The 22291-nt window shown below is 72.3% G+C and carries 25 protein-coding genes; 13 read left to right on the top strand and 12 right to left on the bottom strand.

Annotated elements, in window-relative coordinates; all coding sequences use genetic code 11:
• The first annotated feature begins 27 nt into the window (after positions 1-27).
• A complete protein-coding gene (locus ACFWPT_RS13615) occupies positions 28-531 on the top strand; it encodes a DinB family protein (RefSeq protein WP_380370024.1) in 504 nt (167 codons plus the stop codon).
• Positions 532-671: 140 nt separating this feature from the next.
• Positions 672-1580 carry a phosphotransferase family protein gene (locus ACFWPT_RS13610; protein WP_380481803.1) on the top strand — a complete coding sequence of 303 codons (909 nt, stop codon included), beginning with the start codon at positions 672-674 and terminating at the stop codon, positions 1578-1580.
• A gap of 21 nt (positions 1581-1601) precedes the next feature.
• Here the strand turns inward: ACFWPT_RS13610 and ACFWPT_RS13605 are convergent, their stop codons facing one another.
• Genes ACFWPT_RS13605 through ACFWPT_RS13595 form a run of 3 tightly spaced genes read right to left on the bottom strand, consistent with a single transcriptional unit; the run spans position 1602 to position 3770 of the window.
• On the bottom strand, positions 1602-2003 hold the full coding sequence (locus ACFWPT_RS13605; protein ID WP_063350534.1) for a pyridoxamine 5'-phosphate oxidase family protein: 402 nt from the start codon (positions 2001-2003) through the stop codon (positions 1602-1604).
• Positions 2004-2058: 55 nt separating this feature from the next.
• Positions 2059-2688 carry an MBL fold metallo-hydrolase gene (locus tag ACFWPT_RS13600; RefSeq protein WP_063350533.1) on the bottom strand — a complete coding sequence of 210 codons (630 nt, stop codon included), beginning with the start codon at positions 2686-2688 and terminating at the stop codon, positions 2059-2061.
• Positions 2685-3770: an S-(hydroxymethyl)mycothiol dehydrogenase gene (locus ACFWPT_RS13595; RefSeq protein WP_380370031.1), complete on the bottom strand. Its 1086-nt coding sequence runs from the start codon at positions 3768-3770 to the stop codon at positions 2685-2687. The genes ACFWPT_RS13600 and ACFWPT_RS13595 overlap by 4 nt, the downstream gene beginning before the upstream one ends.
• Positions 3771-4440: 670 nt before the next feature.
• On the opposite strand from ACFWPT_RS13595, the gene ACFWPT_RS13590 reads away from it, so the two are divergent.
• From ACFWPT_RS13590 to ACFWPT_RS13580, 3 genes are all read left to right on the top strand, one after another.
• On the top strand, positions 4441-5658 hold the full coding sequence (locus tag ACFWPT_RS13590; RefSeq protein WP_380481800.1) for a cytochrome P450: 1218 nt from the start codon (positions 4441-4443) through the stop codon (positions 5656-5658).
• A complete protein-coding gene (locus tag ACFWPT_RS13585; protein ID WP_079136117.1) occupies positions 5655-5918 on the top strand; it encodes a ferredoxin in 264 nt (87 codons plus the stop codon). The genes ACFWPT_RS13590 and ACFWPT_RS13585 overlap by 4 nt, the downstream gene beginning before the upstream one ends.
• 132 nt (positions 5919-6050) lie before the next feature.
• Entirely contained in the window at positions 6051-7235 is a 1185-nt protein-coding gene (locus ACFWPT_RS13580) for an MFS transporter (RefSeq protein WP_380481798.1), read from the top strand.
• On the opposite strand, the gene ACFWPT_RS13575 is transcribed toward ACFWPT_RS13580, so the two are convergent.
• From ACFWPT_RS13575 to ACFWPT_RS13560, 4 genes are all read right to left on the bottom strand, one after another.
• Positions 7216-8121 (bottom strand): LysR family transcriptional regulator, encoded by a 906-nt coding sequence (locus tag ACFWPT_RS13575; RefSeq protein ID WP_380481796.1) that lies wholly within the window; start codon positions 8119-8121, stop codon positions 7216-7218. The genes ACFWPT_RS13580 and ACFWPT_RS13575 overlap by 20 nt on opposite strands.
• A 9-nt stretch (positions 8122-8130) precedes the next feature.
• A complete protein-coding gene (locus ACFWPT_RS13570; RefSeq protein WP_380481794.1) occupies positions 8131-9411 on the bottom strand; it encodes a phosphotransferase family protein in 1281 nt (426 codons plus the stop codon).
• 132 nt (positions 9412-9543) lie between these two features.
• On the bottom strand, positions 9544-10401 hold the full coding sequence (locus ACFWPT_RS13565) for a PhzF family phenazine biosynthesis protein (RefSeq protein WP_380481792.1): 858 nt from the start codon (positions 10399-10401) through the stop codon (positions 9544-9546).
• 91 nt (positions 10402-10492) lie between these two features.
• Positions 10493-11590, bottom strand: a complete 1098-nt coding sequence (locus ACFWPT_RS13560) for a DUF5937 family protein (RefSeq protein ID WP_380481790.1) — start codon at positions 11588-11590, stop codon at positions 10493-10495.
• A gap of 169 nt (positions 11591-11759) precedes the next feature.
• Here ACFWPT_RS13560 and ACFWPT_RS13555 point away from each other — a divergent pair, with 169 nt between their 5' ends.
• The 4 genes from ACFWPT_RS13555 (at position 11760) to ACFWPT_RS13540 (ending at position 15873) form a co-directional block, all read left to right on the top strand.
• Positions 11760-13058: an MFS transporter gene (locus ACFWPT_RS13555; protein WP_380481788.1), complete on the top strand. Its 1299-nt coding sequence runs from the start codon at positions 11760-11762 to the stop codon at positions 13056-13058.
• Positions 13059-13181: 123 nt separating this feature from the next.
• Positions 13182-13985, top strand: coding sequence for an MBL fold metallo-hydrolase (locus ACFWPT_RS13550; RefSeq protein ID WP_380481786.1), 804 nt, complete (start codon positions 13182-13184; stop codon positions 13983-13985).
• A 6-nt stretch (positions 13986-13991) separates the two neighbouring features.
• Positions 13992-14423 carry a nuclear transport factor 2 family protein gene (locus tag ACFWPT_RS13545; RefSeq protein WP_063350525.1) on the top strand — a complete coding sequence of 144 codons (432 nt, stop codon included), beginning with the start codon at positions 13992-13994 and terminating at the stop codon, positions 14421-14423.
• A 178-nt stretch (positions 14424-14601) separates the two neighbouring features.
• Positions 14602-15873 carry an NAD(P)/FAD-dependent oxidoreductase gene (locus ACFWPT_RS13540; RefSeq protein WP_380481784.1) on the top strand — a complete coding sequence of 424 codons (1272 nt, stop codon included), beginning with the start codon at positions 14602-14604 and terminating at the stop codon, positions 15871-15873.
• A gap of 936 nt (positions 15874-16809) precedes the next feature.
• Here ACFWPT_RS13540 and ACFWPT_RS13535 read toward each other — a convergent pair.
• From ACFWPT_RS13535 to ACFWPT_RS13515, 5 genes are all read right to left on the bottom strand, one after another.
• Positions 16810-17103, bottom strand: a complete 294-nt coding sequence (locus tag ACFWPT_RS13535; RefSeq protein ID WP_380481782.1) for a DUF6087 family protein — start codon at positions 17101-17103, stop codon at positions 16810-16812.
• Between the two features lie 70 nt (positions 17104-17173).
• Complete coding sequence (tgmC, locus tag ACFWPT_RS13530; protein WP_380481780.1) at positions 17174-18340, bottom strand: ATP-grasp peptide maturase system methyltransferase; 1167 nt, start codon at positions 18338-18340, stop codon at positions 17174-17176.
• A complete protein-coding gene (tgmB, locus tag ACFWPT_RS13525) occupies positions 18337-19308 on the bottom strand; it encodes an ATP-grasp ribosomal peptide maturase (RefSeq protein WP_380481778.1) in 972 nt (323 codons plus the stop codon). Before tgmB ends, tgmC begins: the two co-directional genes overlap by 4 nt.
• Entirely contained in the window at positions 19308-19571 is a 264-nt protein-coding gene (gene tgmA, locus ACFWPT_RS13520; RefSeq protein WP_380481776.1) for a putative ATP-grasp-modified RiPP, read from the bottom strand. Before tgmA ends, tgmB begins: the two co-directional genes overlap by 1 nt.
• 659 nt (positions 19572-20230) lie before the next feature.
• Positions 20231-20482: a hypothetical protein gene (locus ACFWPT_RS13515; RefSeq protein ID WP_063350523.1), complete on the bottom strand. Its 252-nt coding sequence runs from the start codon at positions 20480-20482 to the stop codon at positions 20231-20233.
• A gap of 102 nt (positions 20483-20584) precedes the next feature.
• On the opposite strand from ACFWPT_RS13515, the gene ACFWPT_RS13510 reads away from it, so the two are divergent.
• From ACFWPT_RS13510 to ACFWPT_RS13495, 4 genes are all read left to right on the top strand, one after another.
• The gene (locus ACFWPT_RS13510; protein ID WP_380481774.1) at positions 20585-21412 is read left to right on the top strand and encodes a helix-turn-helix domain-containing protein; all 828 of its coding nucleotides are present in this window, start codon (positions 20585-20587) and stop codon (positions 21410-21412) included.
• Positions 21409-21603, top strand: a complete 195-nt coding sequence (locus ACFWPT_RS13505) for a DUF397 domain-containing protein (RefSeq protein WP_380481772.1) — start codon at positions 21409-21411, stop codon at positions 21601-21603. Before ACFWPT_RS13510 ends, ACFWPT_RS13505 begins: the two co-directional genes overlap by 4 nt.
• Before the next feature lie 112 nt (positions 21604-21715).
• Positions 21716-22069 (top strand): Scr1 family TA system antitoxin-like transcriptional regulator, encoded by a 354-nt coding sequence (locus tag ACFWPT_RS13500; protein WP_380481770.1) that lies wholly within the window; start codon positions 21716-21718, stop codon positions 22067-22069.
• Complete coding sequence (locus ACFWPT_RS13495) at positions 22062-22271, top strand: DUF397 domain-containing protein (protein ID WP_380481768.1); 210 nt, start codon at positions 22062-22064, stop codon at positions 22269-22271. Before ACFWPT_RS13500 ends, ACFWPT_RS13495 begins: the two co-directional genes overlap by 8 nt.
• The last annotated feature ends 20 nt before the right edge of the window (positions 22272-22291 follow it).

The following is a 22291-nucleotide window of genomic DNA, read 5'->3' as shown; positions in this document are numbered from 1 at the left end:
GTCGGTGACGGCTGGTACGGTCCGCCCATGATGAAGCGCGTACCGTTCACCGGTGCTGAGAAGGACAGTCTGCACGTCGCCCTCGACCGGCACCGCGACGCGGTGCTGTGGAAGCTCGACGGCCTGGACGACGAGCAGCTGCGGCGGCCGATGACCCCGTCGGGGACGAACCTGCTGGGCCTGGTCAAGCACCTGGGGGGTGCCGAGCTGGGCTGGTTCTGCGAGGCGTTCGGCCGCGAGACGGGGCCCCTGCCCTTCGACCTGGAGGCCGACGAGACCTCCGACATGAGGGTGGAGCCGCACGAGTCCACCGAGGACGTCCTGGCGTTCTACGCCCGCGCCCGCGCCGCCGCCGACCAGGTGATCGGCGAACTCGACCTCGACGACCTGGGCAAGGCCTGGTTCGGCGACGCCGTCTCGCTGCGCTGGGTGCTCATCCACATGGTGACGGAGACCACGCGGCACGCGGGCCACGTGGACATCCTGCGCGAACTCCTCGACGGCGCGGCCGGCGACCACAACCGGGGCTGAGCCGGGCAGGGGCCGCACCTGCGCCATCCCTCGTCGTCCCGCGCCATCTCCGGTGAACGCCTGACGTGCCCGCCCGGCGCCTTCACACTGGTGGTGAAAGACGCAGGCCGACCTGCGACCGCGAAACCCCGAAGGTGCACATGAGTGAGCGATTCGCCGCATTGGACGACCTGGCCGAGCGGTGGGGCCTGAGCGGCCTGGAACTCGTCGGCAAGGGCCTGGAGTTCTCCGTGTTCCGGGCGCAGGCGCGGGACGGCCAGCCCGTCGCGGTGCGGCTCGCACGCCAGCGGTTCGAGTCGAACGCCAACGACCCCCACGTGGACACCCGGACCCTGCTCCGGCAGGAGTACGTCATCGCGAAGCACCTGGCCGCCCACGGCCTGCCGGTCGCGCAGCCGAGGGAGCTCGTCCTGGCGGACGACCCGGCCGCCCCCGACGTGCTGCTGTCCGCCTACGTCCCCGACGACGGCTCGGACCTCGACTCCTTCGAGCTGGGTCACCTCCTCGCGCGGCTCCACCGGGTGCCGCCGCCGCAGCTGAGGCCCGTCGCGGCGGAGGGAACCAGCACGGCGGCGGCGATCGCCGCACGCATCGGGCGCCGCTGGGCCGAGATCGGCCGCCGCGTCGACGACTGGCCCGAGCCGCCGGCCGCTTCCCTGGTCGCCGGCCACCTCACCGGCTGCACCGAGGACAGCCTGCTGCACCTCGACGTGCGCAGCGACAACATCCGCCGCCACCAGGGGCGGGCGGTCGCCCTGCTGGACTGGTCGAACGCCCTGCTCGGGCCCCCGGCCGTGGAGTTCGGCCGGCTCGTCGAGTACGCCCGGTACCCGGAGAACGGCCTCGACCCGGCGGCGGTCCGCAGCGGGTACGCGAGGACGGCGACCGCCCCGGCCGACGACGATCCGTGCCTGGTCGTGGGCCGGCTGGACGCCGCGCTGATGCTGGCGCTCGTCTTCCTCTCCGAGGCGCCCGACGCCGGCCGGGGCCCGGCGGCGGCCGACCACGCCCGCGAGCTCGCGCTCAGGATGGGCGCGAGCCACGCGTGAGGAAGCCCGGGAGCAGGGCTCTCAGGGCCGGCCGAGGACGCGGTCGACGGCGATCTCGATGACCACCCGGTCCGGGTTCGCCCGGGGTTCGCGGTAGCGCTCGGTGTAGCGCCGCTCGGCGTCGGCGACCTGCTCGGGCTCGTCCCGGACGACGGCCACGCCCTCCAGGGTCGACCAGCGGGCCCGGTCCACCTGGCAGACCGCGACCCGCAGGCCCTGCGGGCCGGCCGCCGCCACGTTGCGCGCCTTGCGGCTGGTGCGGCTGGTGATCACCCGGGCCGTCCCGGTCTCCGGCTGGTACGTCACGCCGACCGGCACCACGTGCGGCGAGCCGTCCGGGCGAGCGGTGGTCAGGGTGGCGATGTGACGCTCGCGCCAGAAGGCGAGGAAGGCGTCGTCGAGGTCGCGGGGATCATGGGCCATGATCGCGATGCTACGGCCCCCGGAGCACGCGGCGTGCTCCGGGGGCCGTTCGCGGTCAGTGCCCGCGGGCGATCCAGTCCGGCAGGGCCGGGGCCTCGGCGCCGATGGTGGTCGGGTCGCCGTGGCCGGTGCGGACCACCGTCTCGGCCGGGAGCGACAGCAGCCGCTCGCGGATCGAGTCGATGATCGTCGGGAAGTGCGAGAACGACCGGCCGGTCGCGCCCGGGCCCCCGTGGAACAGGGTGTCGCCGGTGAAGACGGTGCCGAGCTCCGGCGCGTACAGGCAGACCGCGCCCGGGGCGTGGCCCGGGGTGTGCAGGACGGTCAGCTCGGTGCCGGCCACCTCGATCCGCTGCCCGTCGGCGAGTTCGCCGTCCGGGAGGCGCTCGGGGTGGGTGAGCTTCCACAGCGGCAGGTCGTCCGGGTGCAGCAGGATCGGCGCGCCGGTGCGGGCGGCGAGGGCCGGGGCGGCGTCGATGTGGTCGTTGTGCGCGTGGGTGGAGACGATCGCCAGCAGCCGGCGCCCGCCGAGCGCGGCCTCGATCGCGTCGGCGTCGTGCGCGGCGTCGATCACCACCGCCTGCTCGTCGTCGCCGACGATCCAGACGTTGTTCTCCACCTCCCAGCTGCCGCCGTCGAGTTCGAAGGTCCCGGCCGTCACCAGCCGGTCGATCCGCGCGTTCACAGGACCACGACCGAACGGAGCACGTCGCCCTGGTGCATGCGCTCGAACGCCTGCTCCACCGCGTCGAGTTCGATGGTCTCGGTGACGAACGCGCCGAGGTCCAGGCGGCCCTGGAGGTGGAGGTCGATCAGCATCGGGAAGTCCCGCGAGGGCAGGCAGTCGCCGTACCAGGAGGACTTCAGCGCGCCGCCGCGGCCGAACACGTCGAGCAGCGGGAGCTCCAGCGTCATCTCCGGCGTGGGCACGCCGACCAGGACGACGGTGCCGGCCAGGTCGCGGGCGTAGAAGGCCTGCTTGTACGTCTCCGGGCGGCCGACCGCCTCGACCACCACGTCCGCGCCGTTGCCGCCGGTCAGCTCCCGGATCGCCTCGACCGGGTCGGTGCTGCGGGAGTTGACGGTGTGGGTGGCGCCGAGCCTGCGGGCCGTCTCCAGCTTGCGGTCGTCGATGTCGACGGCGATGATCTTCGACGCGCCCGCCAGCCGCGAGCCCATCACGGCCGCGCCGCCGACGCCGCCGCAGCCGATCACCGCGACCGAGTCGCCGCGGCCGACGCCCCCGGTGTTGATGGCGGCGCCGATGCCCGCCATCACACCGCAGCCCAGCAGGCCGGCGACGGCCGGCGAGACCGCCGGGTCGACCTTGGTGCACTGGCCGGCCGCGACGAGGGTCTTCTCGGCGAACGCGCCGATCCCCAGCGCCGGGGACAGCTCGGTGCCGTCCAGCAGCGTCATCTTCTGCTCGGCGTTGTGGGTGTTGAAGCAGTACTGCGCGCGGCCGCGCCGGCAGGCGCGACACTGGCCGCACACCGCACGCCAGTTGAGGACGACGAAGTCGCCCGGCTCGACCTCGGTGACGCCCTCGCCGACCGACTCGACGACGCCCGCCGCCTCGTGCCCGAGCAGGAACGGGAACTCGTCGTTGATGCCGCCCTCGCGGTAGTGGAGGTCGGTGTGGCAGACCCCGCAGGCCTGGATTTTGACCACCGCCTCGCCCGGCCCCGGGTCCGGCACCACGATCGTGGTCACCTCCACGGGCGCGCCCTTGGCGCGCGCGATGACTGCCTTGACCTGCTGGGCCATCCGATTCCACCTCCGTCGGCCGATGCGGCTCTGCACCGGCGTGACCTGCGACAAACGACTGCCCACGAAGCGTAGCGCCCGTAGCGACGGGCGCCGACGGGGCGGGCCCGGTGATCCGGCTCACCGCACCGGCCGCAAAGGCGTCATATGCCGTCGAGATATCCGCCGGACCCCCCGGCGCGGCCCGCAGGGCAGGGCGCGCGGGCGGCGCCGAGCGCCCGTCAGCGTGCCTCGAAGTGCCCGGAAAGGAGCGCCGTTGGCTGGAAGTGCCGCTGACGCGCGCACCACCGCCCACGTACGGTCGTAGCAGAAGCGGTCCACGCGACCACGCTCAGCACATCCGCCCCACCCGACGGTGCGCCACCGCGCGCCGTCCGCGCCGAGGCGTACCGACCGTACGCCGTCGCACGATTCGCGCCATCCCCCGTTCCGGTCCGCGTTCGCCTTCGCTTCCGCCTTCGATCCGCCGTTCGTCCCGATCTGCCGTCCCACCTGATCCGCCGTTCGTCCCGGTCCGCCGTCCCACCCGATCCGCCGTTCGTCCCGGTCCGCCGAACCCGGCCCGGGCCGAGCCGCCCGCCGGCCCGCCCCACCCGTCCCCGCACCATCCCGGTTCCACCCCCCGTCGGGCCGTCACGTACGGCCCCCCGCCCTGGAGTCTGGAGTACGGATGTCCGCCGAGAACAGTGCGACCGGTGCCGGAACCGGCACCGTCCCGCTCATCCCGATGCACTGCCTGCGCCGCCTGGAGCCCGGCCCGCCCCGGCTCGCCGCGCTGCCGACCGGCACGCCCGTCTGGCTGGTCAGCCGCCACGCGGACGTGCGGCAGGTGCTGACCGACCCGCGCCTGGGCCGCGCCCCGCTGTACGCGCCGGACGCGCCGCCGATCGCCGTCATCCCGAACATCCTCGACAGCCCGCAGGGCCTGCTGAACATCGACGGCACCGAGCACCAGCGGCTGCGCCGCACCGTGCAGCGGGCCTTCACGCCGCGCGCCATCGCCCGCTGGCGGCCCTGGGTCGCCTCGGTGGTCGAGGCCCTGATCGACGAGATGATCGACCACGGCTCCCCCGCCGACATCGTGGCCGGCTACAGCCGCAAGCTGCCGGTCCAGGTGATCACCCGGCTGATGGGGCTCGACAACCTGGACGGCAAGAAGCTCTCGCACTGGAGCGACCACGCGCTCTCGGCCACCGCCTACACGGCCGAGGAGATCGCCACCGCCATGGCCGAGTTCGCCGGCTTCGGCGCCGCGGTGATCGCCGAACGCCGCGCCGACCCCGGCGAGGACCTGGTCAGCAGCCTGCTGGCAGCCGCGGCCGAGGACGGTTCGATCGCCGAGGAGCAGTTGGTCACGCTGGTCATCGGCCTCGTCGTGGCCGGCCACGAGACCACCATGACCAGCCTCGGCAACGCGCTGGTCTACCTGCTCACCGAGGACCGCGAGGCCTGGCAGCGGCTCGCCTCCGACGAGGCCAGCGCGACCGCCGCGACCGAGCAGATCCTGCGCGCCGTCCCGCTCGGCGACGGCCAGCACCTGCCCGGCCTGCTGCGCCGCACCATCGAGGACGTCGAGATCGGCGGGGTGGTCATCCCGGCGGGCAGCGTCGTCGCCGCCGACACCGTCGCCGCCAACCAGGACCCGACGGTCTTCACCGGGGACCTGCTCACCGAGCTGTTCTCCCCGCTGGCCGCGCCGATGCTGACCTTCGGCGCCGGGCCGCACCACTGCCTGGGCGCCTGGCTGGCCCGGATGGAGCTCGAACTCGCCCTGCACCGCCTGGCCCGCCGGCTGCCCTCGCTGCGCCTGACCGGGCCGGTCGAGGAGATCGACTGGCGGCGGGGCCTGCTCACCCGCAGTCCCGAGGCCCTCCAGGTCGCCTGGTGACGGCCACGCCGGGGACGGGTGCCGACGCGGTGGTGGTCCGGGTCGACCGGGACCGCTGCATCGGCTCCGGGATGTGCGCCCTGAGCGCCCCCGGCTCGCTGGCGCTCGGCGCCGACGGGCTGGCCGAGCCGGTGGCCGACTACGCGGCCGACGGCGCCGAGCTGACGGAGGCGCTGGCCGACGCGGTCGACTTCTGCCCGGTCGAGGCGCTGACCCTCTACTCGGCCGCGGGCGGCTACCGGATCGCCCCGGCGGAGTGACCGCGCCCCGGCGCCGCCTGCCGCACCACGGCGGGCGGCGCCGGGGGCGTTCCCGGATCGATGAGCCGGGCTAATCGACGGATGAGCTCATCGATCTTGTTCCGTCCTCGGCGCGGCTGATGGGCTGGCCCCATGACCGACGCCGACACCCTCGCGCCCCCGGCCGCGCCCGGCAGCCCGCCCCGCTGGGCACCGATCACCGCCGTGGCCCTCGCCACCTTCACCGTGGTCTCCGCCGAGATGATGCCCGTGGGGCTGCTGACCCCCGTCTCGAAGACCCTCGGCGTCTCCGACGGCGTCACCGGGCTCTCCCTGACCATCACCGGGCTCCTCGCCGCCGTCCTGTCCCCGTTCGTTCCCACGCTCATCGGGCTCCGGGACCGCAAGCACGTGCTGATCGCCTTCATGCTGCTGCTGTCGCTGGCCAACGCGCTCACCGCGCTCGCCCCCAGCTACCCCGTGCTGGCCGCCGCCCGCGTCCTGCTCGGCCTCGCGATGGGCGTCGTGTGGGGCATCACCGCGGGGCTCGGCCCACGCCTCGCCGACGGGCCGCGGGTCGCGATCGCCACCACGCTGATCTTCTCCGGCGTCTCCATCGCCTCGGTGCTCGGCGTCCCCCTCGGCACCTACCTCGCGGCGCTGCTCGGCTGGCGCTCCGCGTTCTGGGCCCTCGCCCTGCTCGGCGCGGTGTCCGCCGCCGTCCTCGCCCGCACGCTCCCCGCCCTCCCCGTCCACGAGCGCGGCCGGCTCGACCGGATCACGGACGCGCTGCGCAGCCGGGGCGTCGCCGCCGGACTCGCCGTCACGGCGCTGGTCGTGCTCGGCCACTTCACCGGCTACACGTACGTACGGCCGGTGCTCGAAATCGACGCAGGCCTGAGCAGCGGCGTCGTCGCCGCCTGCCTGCTGGTCTACGGACTGGCCGGCGTCGCCGGGAACTTCACCCTCGGCCCACTGGCCGGCCGGCGCCCCAAGACGGCCGTGGCCACCACCCTCGCGGGCGTCGCGCTCGCCACCGCCCTCCTGCCGTTCCTCACCGGGAGCGTGGTGGCGGTGCTGATCGCGCTCGTCGTCTGGGGCGCCTCGTACGGCGGGGTCTCGATCTCCACCCAGACCTGGGTCCGGATCGCCGACCCCGCCCGGATCGAGGCCTCGGCGGCGCTGTGGGCGGGCGTGTTCAACGCGAGCATCGCGCTGGGCTCGCTCGCCGGCGGGCTGGTCATCGACCGGGCCGGGACCCACGCCGTGCTCCTCACGGCGGCGCTGATCACGGCGGCCGGACTGCTGCTCGCCGCCGTCACGCGCCCACGGCGGTGAGCGCCCGCACGAAGGCCCCGGCCAGCGGGTGCGGCCGCCGCTCGCCCTGCACCACCAGCAGCGTGGACGGTTCCAGGCCCGGCACCGGCAGATAGCGGATGTCCGGCCGCTGGACGTACGCCGTGCTCGCCTCGCACAGCAGCAGCCCCAGGCGGGTGCTGGCCACCGTCGACAGCCCCTCCTGGAGGGTGGCCGCGCCCGCCGGGTAGGCCAGTTCGCGCCCGTCCGGCGCCTGCCGCGGGGCGTTCGCCCGGCGCCAGTAGTCCGGGGCGGGCCCACGCGGTTCGATCAGCGCCAGCCCGGCCAGTTCGTCCGTGGAGACGCTCGCCGCCCCGGCCAGGCGGTGCCCGGCGGAGAGGGCGACGTACATCGGCTGCCGCGAGAACTCCAGCAGCACCCGCAGGCCGTCCTCCCGGCACGGGGACAACACGATGGCCAGGTCGATCTCACCCCGGCCCAGGTGGGAGAACGGATCCCCCCAGGACAGTTCGACGAGCTGGGCCGCGCCCTCCGGAAGGCCCGCGATCGCCCTGGCCACCGGCTCGTACACGGCGCACTGGAACCCCAGGCGCAGCGGCCGGTCCGTCGAGGCGGCCCGGGCGCGGGCCGCCTCGAAGCCCTCCCGGAGCCGGTCGACGGCGGGCACCACCTGCTCGGCCAGCTCGCGCCCCAGCTCGGTCAACTCGACCCGTCGGCTGGTCCGTTCGAACACCGGGGCGCCGACCCGGCCCTCCAGCCGCTTGATCAGCTGGGAGACCCGGCCCTGCGAGACGCCCAGGAGCTGCGCCGTCCGCCCGAAGTGCAACTGGCGCACCAGGACGGAGAAGCACTCCAGTTCCTGGAGCGGCAGCTCCGGGAGCACGGGGCCTGGCGTCGTCCGATCCACCCCGGCAGTCTAGGGCGCGCCCTCGGTGTTCTGACCCGTGAGGTCGGGAACGCCGCAGGCCAGCGCCGCGCGCAGCTCGGCGGCCGGGTCGCCCGCGTGGTACGGGCGTTCGCTCTCCTCGATGTGGTCCAGGAACTCCTGGTAGCGCAGCGCGTAGGACAGGTGGTACAGCGGTTCGACCAGCTCCAGCGCGCGCCACGGCCGGGATCCGGGCGCGTGCTCGCTCCAGGCCTTCAGCCAGACCTCGACGAGGTGCTGCCAGCGCTCCGGCGCGAGGTAGGCGCGCGGGCGCAGCCCGTCCAGGGCGGGGTGGCCGAGGCAGGAGTCGGCGTAGTCGACGACCACCGGACGCTCGCCGTCGGAGCGCCAGTTGCCGGGGTGGAAGTCGCCGTGCACCAGGGTCTCGGGGAGGCCGCAGGCCGCCAACTCCTCCAGCAGCGCTGGCAGTTCGGCGACCAGTCGACGGACGCCGGCCAGTTCCCCGGGCGTCAGGTCGGTCTCGCCGGGGAGCCGGTCCAGCAGCGCCTGCGCCTGGGCGAGCAGGGTGCGGGGCGTCCGGTCGCGCAGCCCGGCCGTCGCCGCGCGCCCGTCGGCGGCCAGCGCCGCCTGGGCGGCGACCAGCCGGGGCACCACCTCCTCGACGGTGTCGAGCGACGGCGACCAGCAGTCCTCGCCGGGCACGTGGTCCAGCAGCAGCCGCCCGCCCGCCGGGTCGGCGGCCAGCACCGGCGGCACGAGCCCCGGGTCGACGCTGCCTAGCAGCGCGATCACCTCGCCCTCCCGGGCGTTGAAGGCGGGCGTCGTGGTCTTCAGCCAGGCGTCGCGGCCGGTGGCCGTCGGGAGGCGGACGAGGCCCGACAGGTTCCACGTCCGGATCTGCCGCGCCGGGCCGGCGACCGGCCGGCCGGCCCCGGCCAGCTCCGCCTCCGCCCAGGCCAGCGCCTCCCCCAGCCCGGCCGGCGTGGCCCAGGCCGCGCGGCGCTCGGCGGGGCCGAGCAGCGCGGCCGTCCCGGCGTCCAGCGGCCGGGCCTCGACGGCCGTCGGCCGCTCCAGCGCCTCGGCGTGGTAGCACACCTCCCCGCCGTGGCCGCCGCGCCCGCCCTGCTCGCTCCGCCCCTCCACCAGCCGCAGCACCAGCACCGGCACCCCGGCGAGTTCGGCCGCCCGCGCTCCCACCCCGTCCACCGACGACCACCACCCGCCCGCCGCCTCGAACGGGCCCACGGGGCCGAAGTACTCGGCCCCGTGGGTGAGATGGACCGTGACGGTGCGTTCGTTCGCTCGCTGCATCCGGGCAGCTTCGCCCACCCGGGCCCCGTATGCGAGCGAATTTCCGGGCGCCCAGGACCGGGCCGGGACCGGGCCGGGACCGGGCCGGGACCGGGCCGGGACCGGGCCGGGACCGGGCCGATCGCGTTCGCGCTACGGGATCGCCACCGCCGCGCCGGACACCCGGATCCGGCTGTCCGCCGTCCGCAGTTCGACGTGGAGCACGCCCTGGCGGCCCAGGTCCTCACCCTGGTGGAGGGTCAGCACCGTCGGGGCCGCCGCCGCGCCCTGCTCCCGCAGGTAGGCGCCGAAGGCGGCCGCGGCGGCGCCGGTGGCCGGGTCCTCGACGACGCCGCCGACCGGGAAGGGGTTGCGGACGTGGAAGACGTCCCGGGCCTCGCGCCAGACGAGTTGGAGGGTCACCAGGTCGCGGGCCCGGGTGTAGGCGGCGAGGCCGTCGAAGTCGTAGTCGAGGCGGGCCAGGCGGTCGCGGGTGGCGGCGGCGAGGACGAGGTGGCGGGCGCCGGCGTAGGCGATCCGGGGCGGCAGGGCCGGGTCGAGGTCGGTGCGGGCCCAGCCGAGCAGGGCGAGGACCTCGTCGACGTCGGCGTCGGTCACGTCCTCCACCTGCGGCTCGACACTGGTCAGGGTGGCGCGCAGGACGCCCTCCGCGTCCTGGTCGACCTGGACGGGGACTTCGCCCGCGGCCGTCGTGAAGACGTAGTGCCCGGGGCCGGTGCGGGCGGCGAGCGCGACGGCGGAGGCGACCGTGGCGTGGCCGCAGAACGGCACCTCGGTGAGCGGGCTGAAGTACCGGACTCCGTAGGCGCCTTCGGCCGCTCCCGCGGTCAGGAAGGCCGTCTCGGAGTAGCCGAGCTCGGCGGCGATGGCGAGCATCCGCTCGTCGGTCAGGCCTGCGGCGTCGAGTACGACGCCCGCCGGGTTGCCGCCCTCGGGGCGGGTGGTGAAGGCGGCGTAGCGCAGGATGCGGGGTGAGGCGTCGTCGGTCATGCCCGGACGAACGCGTTCCGCTCCCCCGCTGTTCCCGCTCACCTGCTTTCCGCTCACCTGCTTTCCGCTCACCGAAGCACCGCAGCACCGCTCACCGCAGCAACGCCTCCAGGAAGTCCGAGCCGAGCCGGGCGCTGCCCGGAAGGTCGAGCTGGTAGAGCATGTACCGCCCGCGCCGCTGGGTGATGAGCAGCCCCGCCTTGCGCAGGACGGCCAGGTGCCGGGACACCTCGGGCGCGCTGAGCTGCCAGGTGGTGGCGAGTTCGCCGGTGGTGTGCGCGCCGCGGGCCATGGTGCGGGCCAGGCGCAGCCGGACGGGGTGGGCGAGGGCTTCCAGCCGCTGCTGGACGAGGGCCGGCGAGACGGGTTCGGGGATGCCCGTCTCGGCGACGGGGTACTGGAGGACGGGACGCCAGCCGGGGGTGTACACCACCACGAGGTGGGGCCGGCCGAAGGCGGTGGGGATGAGGGTGACGCCGCCGCCGTCGGTGCCGCTGGTGGCGTTGTCCTGGAGCTTGTCGACGACGATCCGCCGCCGCCCGTCGGCGCCCTGGTCGAGGCTGACGGAGGGTGAGACCGCGGCCAGCGCCTCGGTGGGGCCGCGCCGGGCCAGCAGGTCGGCCTTGCGCCGGGCGTCGGCGGCCAGGGCGGGCAGGACGCGCTGCCAGGCGTCGGCGAAGAACGCCGACTCGCAGTCCTCCAGCATCCGCCGGACGAGGGCCCGGACGGCGGGCGGGTCGGCGAGCAGCCGGTCCGCGAAGGCGGCCTGTCGGGGGCCCCGGGCGAGCGCGAGTTCGCGGGCCCGCTCGTTGGCCACCGGGTCGGTGAGCGGGGAGGGCGTCCGGCGGGCCGGCCGGGAGGAGCCGCAGGTGGTGACGAGGGCGGCGGCGACGTACAGCTCGTCGTCCATCCGGTCGACGGCGTCGAGTTCGGCGGCCAGGGTGGCGCCGGGCAGGCCGGGGACGAGGAAGTCGGCGCGGGAGGAGCGCCAGAGGAAGTCGGCCTCCAGCAGCCGCTCGGACAGCACCGGCGGGATCGTCGCGGCGGTGCTGGACGCCCAGCCGTGCAGCGCGGGGTGGTGCGCGGGCTCGGCGAGGACGTCCAGCATCGCGGTCAGCTCGCCCAGCGGGGACGGCGTGAAGAGCAGGCGCTCGTCGGGCAGGCCGGTGATGTCGATGGTCACGCTCATGCGCCCGCCGTGCTCCTCCCGGCAGGGGCGTCTGCCCACGCGCGCCTCTTGATGATCGGTTCGCTCACGACGGCGATCCTGCCACCCGCCCGGATCCGCTCCCGCGTCGATTGACGGTTAGCGTCAATCGACGTGCCCGTCGGGCCGGGCAGGGCGGACGGTACCGGCCATGAGCCTGATCCAGGAGAAGTCCGTCCATGACCACGCCGCCGCCCGTGACCACGCCGCCGTCCGCGACGGCCGGCCGCCGGCCCCGCCGATCGGTGCGAGCCGCCGGGGCCCGTTCACGCTGCTGAGGCTGCTGACCGCCGCGGGCGGGCCCCGGTACGCGGCCGCGCTGGTGGTGGACGCGGTGGGCTCCGGCCTGCTGCGGCCGTTCCTGCTGCTGTACGGGATCGGGGTGCTGCACCTGGGCGCGGCGGCGGCGGGGCTGGCGATGTCGGCGGGGATGGTGGCGGGCCTGCTGGTGATGCCGCTGACCGGCCGGTGGATCGACCGCGGCGCCCGGACCCTCCCGGCGGCGGCCACCTTGGCGGTGCGGGCGGCGGGCGCGCTGGCGCTGCTGGTCGCGGACGGCCTGCCGGGGTTCGTGGCGGCGTCGGTGCTGATCGGGGTGGGCAGCCAGTCCTGGCCGACCACGCACGCGGCGGTGGTCAGCACGCTGACCGAGGGCCGGCTGCGGGACGCCGCGCTGGCGGCCGGGCGGTCGCTGCGCAACGCGGGGCTGGGCGCGGGGGCGCTGCTGGCCACGCTGGTGGTGACCGGCGGGGCGGGCGCGATCCGGGTGCTGGCCGGGGCGACGGGTGCGGCCTGCCTGGCCGCCGCCGCGCTGGTGCTGTCGCTGCGGGTGCGCGCGCCACACCGGGCCGCCGACCGGGCGGTGGACGTGCGGGAGCAGGGCGAGTCGCTGCGGCGGATCAGCATGCTGAGCCTCGCCAACCTGCCGTACGCGTTCTGCTTCGACGTACTGGAGGTGGCGCTGCCGGCGCTGCTGGTGCTGCACCTGCACGCCTCCCCGGCGTGGTCGTCGGGAGTGTTCGTGGGCAACACCGTGCTGGTGGTCGCGCTGCAGCTGGTGCTGGTGCTGCGGCTCGCGGACCGTTCGCGGCGGGCCGTGCTGGCCGCCTCGGGGGTGACGCTGGCCCTGGCCTACCTGGGGTACTGGGCGGTCGGGTCGCTGGGCGGCACGGCGGGCGCGGCGGGCGCCGCGGCGGTCTCGGTGGTGTTCACGCTGGGCGAGATCCTCTACACCGGTGCGGGGACGGCCCTGGTGACGGCCGCCACCCCGCCGCACCTGCTGGGGCGGGCGCTGGCACGCTGGGAGCTCTCCTCGGGCGTGGGCCGGGCGGCGGCGCCGGCGACGCTGATGGCGCTGCTGGCGGCCGGTCCGGGGGTGCTGTGGCCGGTGCTGGCCGGGGCGACGCTGCTGGGGGCGCTGGCGGTGCTGCGACTGGCCCCGAGGGCGTGACGCCCACGGCGCGGGTCGGATCGGGCCCGGTCCCACCCCCGCCCCTCCTCCGGATGCGGAGCGCACCCGCAAGGCCGATGCTGGCGGCGAGGCGTGCCCGGCAGGAGGAAGGACAACAGACCCATGAGTGCTCTCGACTTCGAGATCATCGACAGCCCCGACAGCTCGCTCAACAAGACCTCCGTCCTGGTCACCGGCCCGCAGGACGCCCTGCTGGTGGACGCCGGGTTCACCCGCTCCGACGGCCGCCGGCTGGTGGAGCGGATCCGCGCCGCCGGCAAGCGGCTGGCAGCGGTCTTCGTCAGCCACGGGGACCCGGACTTCTACTTCGGCGCCCAGGAGGTCCAGGACGCCTTCCCGGAGGCACGGTTCCTGGCCACCGCCTCCACCGTCGAGCACATCCAGGAGACGTTCGAGGGCAAGCTCAAGGCCTGGGCCCACCTCGGCCCCGAGCTGCCCACCCGGCTGGTCCGCCCCGAGGTGCTGCACGGGGACGAACTCGTCTTCGAGGGGCACCGGTTCGAGCTGCGCGGCGCCGACTTCCACCTGCCCGACCGGCACTACCTCTGGCAGCACCACCACCACGCCGTACTCGGCGGCGTGCTGCTCTTCGAGGGCCTGCACGTGTGGACGGCCGACACCCCCGAACAGGCCCAACGCGCCGCCTGGATCGACCTGTTGGACGGGATCGAGGCGCTCGAACCGCAGTTCGTCGCGGCCGGCCACCGCACCGCCGGCGCGGCCACCGACCTCACCTCCGTCCGCCACACCCGGGACTACCTGCGCGCCTTCGAGACCGAGATCGGCCGGGCCCCGGACGCCGCCGCCGCGAAGGAGGCGCTGGAACGGCGCTTCCCCGACCTGGGACTGAAGATCGCCGTCGACCTCGGCACCAAGGTCGCCATGGGCGAGATGGCCTGGGGCTGAGCGACGATGATCGAGATCCCGAGGGACACCGCCTCGTTCGCCGAGTCCTCCGCCCCGGCCGACGTGGTCCGCCGCCAGTACCTGGCCTCCGCCCACGGCGACCTGGCCGCCCTGCGCGCCACGCTCGCCGACGACGTGGAGTGGACCGAGATGGCCGGCTTCCCACTGGCCGGCACCTACCGCACCCCGAAGGGCGTCACCGCCAACGTCATGGAGCGCCTGGCCGCCGCCTGGGAGAACTGGACGGCGCACGACGACACCTACGTGGTCGACGGCGAGAACGTGGTGGTGCTGGCCCGCTACACGGCCGTGCACAAGGCCACCGGAAAGCCGCTCGCGGTGCGGGTCGCCCACCACTTCACGGTGCGCGGCGGCCGGATCGTCCGCTTCGAGCAGTTCGCCGACACCGCGCTGGTCCGGGAGGCGATGACCCCGTAGCGAGCCCCGTAGCGGATTCCTTGACCGCCCCCGTAGCGGTTCGCGCGCCGGTTCGCGCACCGGTTCGCGTTCACCCGTACGGGGGAGCGCGGCGCGGCGCGCCCGGCACGGCCTCGACACGCCACCCGGACGGCGGCAGGCTGGCCCCTGATTCCGGCCGGAGAGCGAGGAGTTCAGCATGGGCACGGGCACGGCGGGAACAGCGGGAACGGCGGAGGGCGGCGGGCGCGAGCGGCCGATCGTGATCGTCGGGGCGTCCCTGGGCGGCGCGAAGGCCGCCCAGGCACTGCGCGAGGCCGGGTACCGGGGCGGCATCGTCCTGATCGGCGACGAACACGAACGCCCGTACGAGCGGCCGCCGCTGTCGAAGGGGTACCTGCTCGGCAAGACGCCCCGGGAGAAGATCTACGTCCACCCGCCGCAGTGGTACGGGGAGCAGGACGTCACGCTGCGACTGGGCACGGCGGTGGCCGCGATCGACCCGGCCGGGCACACCGTGACACTCACCGACGACGGCCAGATCGAGTACGCCAAACTGCTGCTCACCACCGGCTCGACCCCACGCCGGCTGCCGGTGCCGGGCGCGGACCAGGACGGCGTGCTCTACCTGCGCCGGGTCGAGGACAGCGACCGGATCAAGGCCGTGCTGCGCCCGGGCGCCCGGGTCGCGGTGATCGGCGCGGGCTGGATCGGCTTGGAGGTGGCGGCCGCGGCCCGGGAGGCCGGCGCCGAGGTGACGGTGCTGGAGGCCGCCGAACTGCCGCTGCTGCGGGTGCTGGGCCGGGAGGTGGCGCAGGTCTTCGCCGATCTGCACCGCGACCACGGCGTCCAGCTGCGGTTCGGCGTCGAGGTCACCGAACTGACCGGCTCCGGCGGCACGGTGAGCGGCGTGCGGCTGGGCGACGGCACCACGGTGCCGGCCGACGCGGTGGTGGTCGGCATCGGCATCACCCCGGCGACCGGCCTGGCCGAGGCCGCCGGGCTGGAGGTCGACAACGGCATCAAGACCGACCAGCAGCTGCGCACTTCGGACCCGGACGTCTACGCGGCCGGTGACGTCGCCAACGCCTACCACCCGCTGTTCGACACGCACCTGCGGGTCGAACACTGGGCCAACGCCGTCAACCAGCCGCAGACCGCCGCCCGCGCGATGCTCGGGCACCCGGACGCGGTGTACGACCGGATCCCGTACTTCTTCAGCGACCAGTACGACGTTGGCCTGGAGTACGTCGGCTACGTCGAACCGGACGGCTACGACCAGGTGGTGTTCCGCGGCGACCCGGCGACCCGCGAGTTCATCGCCTTCTGGCTGGCCGCCGGCCGGGTGCTGGCAGGCATGAACGTCAACGTCTGGGACGTCACCGACCCGATCCGCGAACTCGTGCGCTCCGGCCGGACGGTGGACCCGAAGGCCCTGGCCGACCCGGACACCCCGCTCGGGGAGATCTGAGAGAGGGACGAGCACTCGCCGCCCGCACGACCCCGCGGATCACACACTGACGAACAGCACGGAGCCCCCGGGATTGACACCGCCAAGCGCCGCCCGGGGGCTCTGCTGCCGTTCCTCTCCAGTGCTCACCGTGCAGGCACGGGAGAGCAATGTTCAAGGGCCACCGTCTCCGTAGAGGATATGGCGACCATTGGCCCGTAAGGATGTGACTAGGGGGAAATCAGAGTTTCGGTGAACCTGGCTGGAAGTGGCCTCGCCGTACATACCGTGCTGCCGCTAGTTTCTGACCGTTCAAGGGGGAGGCCGAGAGCCGACCCTCTCAAGCTGAACTGGGGGGCCATGCGCATGAAGCGGAACATCATCAAGACACTCGCAGTTGGAACACTGGGAGTCAGCCTCACCTTGGCCACCGCCGGTTTGGCACACGCTGACCCTCTTACTTGGCAAGGCTACACACGAGACAGCTCGTGGAACTGTGGCCAGCCCGGTAGCACCGTCTCCTGGCACGGTCTCTACCTGCTGCCATGTATGAAGACGTCGGGTAGCTCCTGGCAGTCAATCCTGATCGTTACCGGCGGCGGCTCTGCCACGAGCGTCCAAGCTCACGTGACCTCTCAGCTGAACTGGAACGACTGGAGTTACGGCGACTGTAACAACAGTAATTTCTACCCCATTGCGCCTCGCCAGAGCTTGGCCTGCTTCGACAGCACGAGGACAAATGCCGGCAGCGAAGTGGGGGGAAACTGGTTCGTGACAGTCACGAACAACGGGACCAGTTGGTCTACCAACGTGACGGCCCCCATCAGCTTCACTTCCTAAGTGGTTCCTCACCGATAAACCTCTCATTGGCGAGGACGGGTTCTTGCCGACGAGCAGACCGCCTGACCCTGAACGCAAAGAATCACCTCCCCTTTCAGGGAGGGGATTCTTCGTGTTTCAGGCCGGCTTTCGGTGCCTGCCAGCCGACTTCTTACGGACCGGCGGTGGCGTTCCTTGAACCACCCCGTCACCCGAGATGCCGTGCAGGAACCTCTGGGCGCTCGCGTAGTTCTCGGCGTAGCCCTCAGGAGTCCACTGGTAGCCGTCCCAGCGGAGGAGGAGACGAGGAAGGTCCGGGTGGAGGTGAGAGGGCCGGTTCTCGTGACCGACGATGACGGCCTTCAACTGCCCCACCGGGCGCAGGCGTCGATCGCGTCGCTCCGCCCACTGTGACAGCGATTCGTCGTCCATCCAGGCTTCCTTCACTCGGGGAAGTTCGCCAACCAGGCTACTGGCGGTCTTGCTGAGCAGTTGTCGATGATCAAGTCAGGCTGTGCTGCCACCGAAGCGCCGGATCGTCGCCGATCCAGTAGATGTGAGCATCTTCGGTGATACGGAGCTGCACCGCGGTGATGTCCGGGCTTCCCGCGGTTTCCCACGCAGAGAGCGTCCCCTCGATGATGTCCCAGAGAGCGACGGGTCCTCCCTGACGGACCGTCCAGCTGTCCCCGTTGGCGATGAACTCGGCGAAGGACTCGCGTTCTGGGGCGAAGACATACAGCAGCTGTTCGCCGCCACTCGTTGTGGCGCGAACGAACTGTGCTCCAGGGGCGGCGAGTTGGGCCAGGAAGGCCGGCATCCATTCGTTCAGGACGGTCGGCGGCAGTTTGGCAACTCGCTCGCTGTCGGCGTAGGCCGTACGGGCGGACAGGTCGCCGGACACCGGGACGGCGGCTTCGGCGCGCGCCTGCATGAAGGAGGAACGGTCGATGATTCGGCCCTCTGCGGTCCCGTCCTCGGCAACGGTGACTTTGGCGAGACCGGTTCCGTAGCCCCAGGAGCCGACGGTCGCAAGGACGATTCCGCCAGGCTTGGTCTGGCGGATCCAGGTGTAGGGGATGCGTCGGACGGCGCAGGTGGCGATCACGCGGTCAAAGGGCGCACGACGGGGGTGACCGAGGAGTCCGTCCCCGGTCACGGTCCAGGTGGAGAACCCGACTGACTCCAGCGCGGCATCCGCGCGGGCCGCCACGTCCGGGTCCACCTCGATCGTGGTCACGTTGTCCTCGCTCAGGCGGTGACACATCAGGGCTGAGGAGTACCCGGTGCCTGTGCCGATCTCCAGCACTGTGTGTCCGTCCTCGACCTCCAGGTGCTCAAGCATGCCGACCACCGTCACGGGGGTGGTGGACGATGACGTGGGCGAGCCGGTCACGAGACTGATGGCTTGGTCGGCGGTCAGGTGCCCGTCGAGCTGGGTAGTCAACGATTCGTCGTGGTAGGCGATCTCCGCCCACTCGGCCGGGTCCGTCCCGCGCTCGGTGACGGCACGCCACCGGCCACCGTCCACCGGGAGGAAGACCCCTGGCTTCAGGAACTCCTCCCGTGGCACGGCCTCCACGGCCGCGCGCCAGGCGGGAGTGGTCAGAACGCCTGCCTTTTGCAACCGGTCGGCAAGGGCCCGTCGGTGGGAAGCGGTGTCGATCATGCGGCCTCTCCTCTCGTCAGCAGATCAGCGAACGCAGCGGCCATCGCCAACCCGGTCGCGCCTTCCAGCCATGCCCACTGGCCATTGGGGTTCAGCTCCAACCACCAGTACTCTCCCGCCCGGTCAATGGCGAGATCGAAGGACCCTGAGACGAGCCCGACATGGCACACGAAGGCGTGGAGCGTCCTGTTCAGCCGGTCCGGCAGGTCTACCACGCTGTAGGACAACGCGGAGTAGTCCCGGCGCCAGTCCAACAGCCCGGAGTCGATCCGCACGGCGAAGGTGCGACGGCCGACCACCAGAACACGCACGTCGGCGATCTTGTCGATGCGGGCCTGAAACAGGTGCGGTGCGACGCGAACGCTCTCGTCGAGTTCAGCGACGGTCACCGGCTCCGCCCACCCGGTGACCGGTACGCCGTTCCGCTCGACCGAAGTCCACCGGAGGGTCTTGAAGATCACCTGATCGTGCGCGGCAATGAACTGCCGGGCGTCCTCAAGGTCGTTGGTCACGATCGTGGGCGGCACGGACAGCCCGAGACGCTGGGCTGTCGCAAGCTGGGCAGGCTTGTAGTCGGCCGCCACCTCACGGAGCGGGTGGTTCACCCACAACGGCCCGTCAAGGGCGTACAGGGTGCCTCCGAGGCCGTAGCGGACCTGGGCAGCAGCAAAGCGGGCATCGTCGCCGCCCAGGCCCGAACCCTGGAACGTGGGCCAGACGGGGCGACGCCAGTACACCGATCGCACCTGGGCCAGGTCAGCTGTCCTCGACGGGGTACGCACCTGCCCGGCCACGGGGGCCGGGCAGGTGCCGAACCGAGCCGAGACCGTCAGCCCCGTTCCGATGTCGGAGGGGTTGAACCTGACCACCGGCACACTTCTCCGGTTGAGTTCGGCGATCACCATGTCAGCGGTGACGTCCACCGCTTCGGTGGCCACCAAAACCGGCCTCTCCTCGGTCGATGACATCAGTCTTGGGTGCTGTCCTGGTCGTGGCCCTGGTCGTTCTTCGAGTCCTGGTTCGTGGTGGTGTTGGTCTCGGTTCCCGCGCTGGTACCGTGCCTGCCCATCTCAACCACCAGGCCGGCGCTGTCGTGGAACACGCCGAGCTGCGTCACCGGGTCGATGGTGACGGTGGAGAACGGGAGGCGCACGGAGGCCGGGTACGGCGCGAGCCGACCGGCGCCCCACGGGCGGGAAGTAATGGCGGGCAGCGTTGCGGTGTCGTTCACAAACACTCCTCACGTTGCGTTGCGGCGCACATGCTGAACATTGCGGTGATGCCGCCCCTCCAGCTCCATCAACTACCCGACCCGGACGGAGCGTTTGGGGCGCGCGCCAGTGCGAACACTGGCTCCCGCCCCCGGGGTCGCCGGGGGCGGGAGTTTCAGGCCCGTCCAGGTTGTCCGTCCGTGACGTGTAACGGCTCCAGGGCGGGGGTTCCGGCCGGAGGATCAGGACTCCACCGGCCGGTGATGAAGGGGACGGCCGCTCCCCGCCAGAAGGGGGTGACTGGCGAGGAGCGGTGTGGCTCGACGAGGGCCCGGCACCAACCCACCCTCGGAGCCGACCGGCAGGGAAGTAGGCCCGCCGGTACTCACCCGTCCGCGGCCGTCTTTCGCGGACGGGCGTTGAACCCCGTCGTCACAGAGGATGAGCACTCACGCTGCGACGACGGGAGCCTGTCAGTCCGGCGGGTCCGGTTCCCACCCGCACCACACGCCGGCCGGAGAGATACATCGAAGGTCACACTGAGCGGCAGTCATGACATCAACTCGACGTTCATTCAAGGAGATTCACCTCTTCGCCACACGAGGGCGAGGGCGCATCGCGGGTCGGAGCGGCGGCGATGCCCCCGCCAAGGCGGCCGTTGCGGCGGCCAGTTCGACGGTCACGAGAGCGGCCGGCGGCGCGGATTGCACCCGGCACCGGGCGCGATCTCCCGGGGGTCGCACTGCCGCAACTGGTCCGGCCTGGTCGTCCACTCCTGACCCCCACCGATCGGCCTCAGGAAGGCCGCCCCGCAGAGGATCTCCATGAAGACCCCCTCTCGGGGCTTGCCGTCGGCGTCACGGTGCTTCAGGTCCCGCACCACCTCGTTGCGAACGAAGTCGGGCAGCGTGGATTTCGAGTCTTCAGACATGGGGTGGCTCCGATCCGTAGTGCTATGACTACCCAGGGGAGCCAACTGTCCTCTAACCTCACAGTGCCTTCAACCTTGCGAATTGGAAAGAAAGGCAGCCGCGTGAACATCAGGCCGCTCACCCCAGAAAGCTCGCCGCGAGCTTCCTTCGGCGCTCAACTCCGGGCCCAACGCGAGGAGTTGGGTATGACACAGGATCAAGTGGCAGATCGCACGGGATACTCACCAGGACACATCTCGTCCGTCGAAACTGGCAGGAAGCCGCCAACCTTGCGTTTCGCACGGCAAGTTGATCGAACGTTCGACACGGTTACCAAGTTCGCAAACCTGTTCCTGGATGTACGGGCAAGCTCGCTGTTGCAGGGATTCGGCCAGTACGTTGCGGAGGAGGCGAAGGCAGTTGAGATCCGGTGTTTCGAAGTCGGCATCGTCCCTGGCTTGCTCCAGACGCCCGAGTACGCGGCGGAGCTTGCCGCTGCCGCGCTGAGTCGGGGCGCCATCGCCCAGGAGCAGGCCGACGAGCGGCTGAAGATCCTGACCGGCCGCCAGAGCCTGCTCACCCGCCAACCGCCACCGCGGCTGTTCGCGATCTTGGACGAGAGCTGTATTCGTCGGCCCATCGGAACCTCTGACACGATGGCTGCACAGCTGGAACACCTAATCGCTATCGCAGCGCTTCCCCACGTGACCCTCCAGATCGCGCCGTACTCTATGGGCGCAGTCCGCAGTCTGGACTTGCCGATCTACCTGTTGGGGCTACCGGATCACTCGGTCACTGCATACTCGGAGTCAGCCCAGCAGGGTTCGTATGAACGTGATCCCGAAGCGGTGCGGCCTCTGCTCACGGCCTACCATCATCTACAGGTAGAGGCGCTACCGCAGGCCGCATCCGTGGCGCTGATCAGCAAGCTGCGAGAGGAAATCCAGTGACCGAACCCGCATGGTTCAAGTCCAGCTACAGCAACAACGGCGGCGCTTGCGTAGAGGTGGCCGCCAACGTCCCCGGTGTTGTCCCCGTCCGCGATTCGAAGGACCCCGAGGGCCCGGCCCTTGCCTTCTCCCCCGGTGGCTTCGCGTCCTTCGTTGCCGCCGTCCGTACCGGCGAGTTCGGCGACGTCTGACGTACACGCGCTGCCCTGAGGGCCCCGCCACCCCTTTGTCCGGAGTGGCGGGGCCCCGCCGTCGACTGGGCAGTTCAGGGCGTCAGGACTGCCTACGGTCGGCAATACTGGGATGTCCGGGGGCGATACGGGCAGGGAGGCGCGGTGGGCAGGACGACCGGATTCGCCGTGGTGGTGTTCGTTCGAGAAGCTTGAGCAACAGTACGAGCGGGGGAACGTTGTCCTTCAGGTGGCGCCGTTCAGCATGGGCGAGCATCGCCCATTCGTCTCACCTGTGCAGCTGCTCACGCTCCCCGACGGCTCCCTCTTTGGCTACTCCGAGTCGGAGGGTCGGGGGCACGTGGAGCGGGACGACGTCAGGCCACTTGACTGGCGCAGGCGATACGATCGCCCACAGGTTGGAGCGCTGGCGGAGTTGGCGACTCTCGAATTGATACGTGCTGCTTGGAAGGACTCTCGTGGCTGACACCGATTTGACGACGGCGTCGTGGGTGAAGTCGAGCTACAGCCAACAAGGTGGGAACTGCCTTGAGGTTGCGCCAGGCTTTCTTGACTCCCTGCCCGTCCGTGACTCCAAAGACCCCGAGGGCCCTGCCCTGATCTTCCCGGCTGACGCCTGGCGGTCCTTCGTCTCCGCTGTCCGTACCGGCGAGTTCGGCGACGTCTGACGTACGCGCGCTGCCCTGAG

Origin of the sequence: Kitasatospora sp. NPDC058478, assembly GCF_042720345.1 — a bacterium.
Lineage (GTDB): Bacteria > Actinomycetota > Actinomycetes > Streptomycetales > Streptomycetaceae > Kitasatospora.
This window is presented reverse-complemented; position numbering and strand designations above follow the sequence as displayed.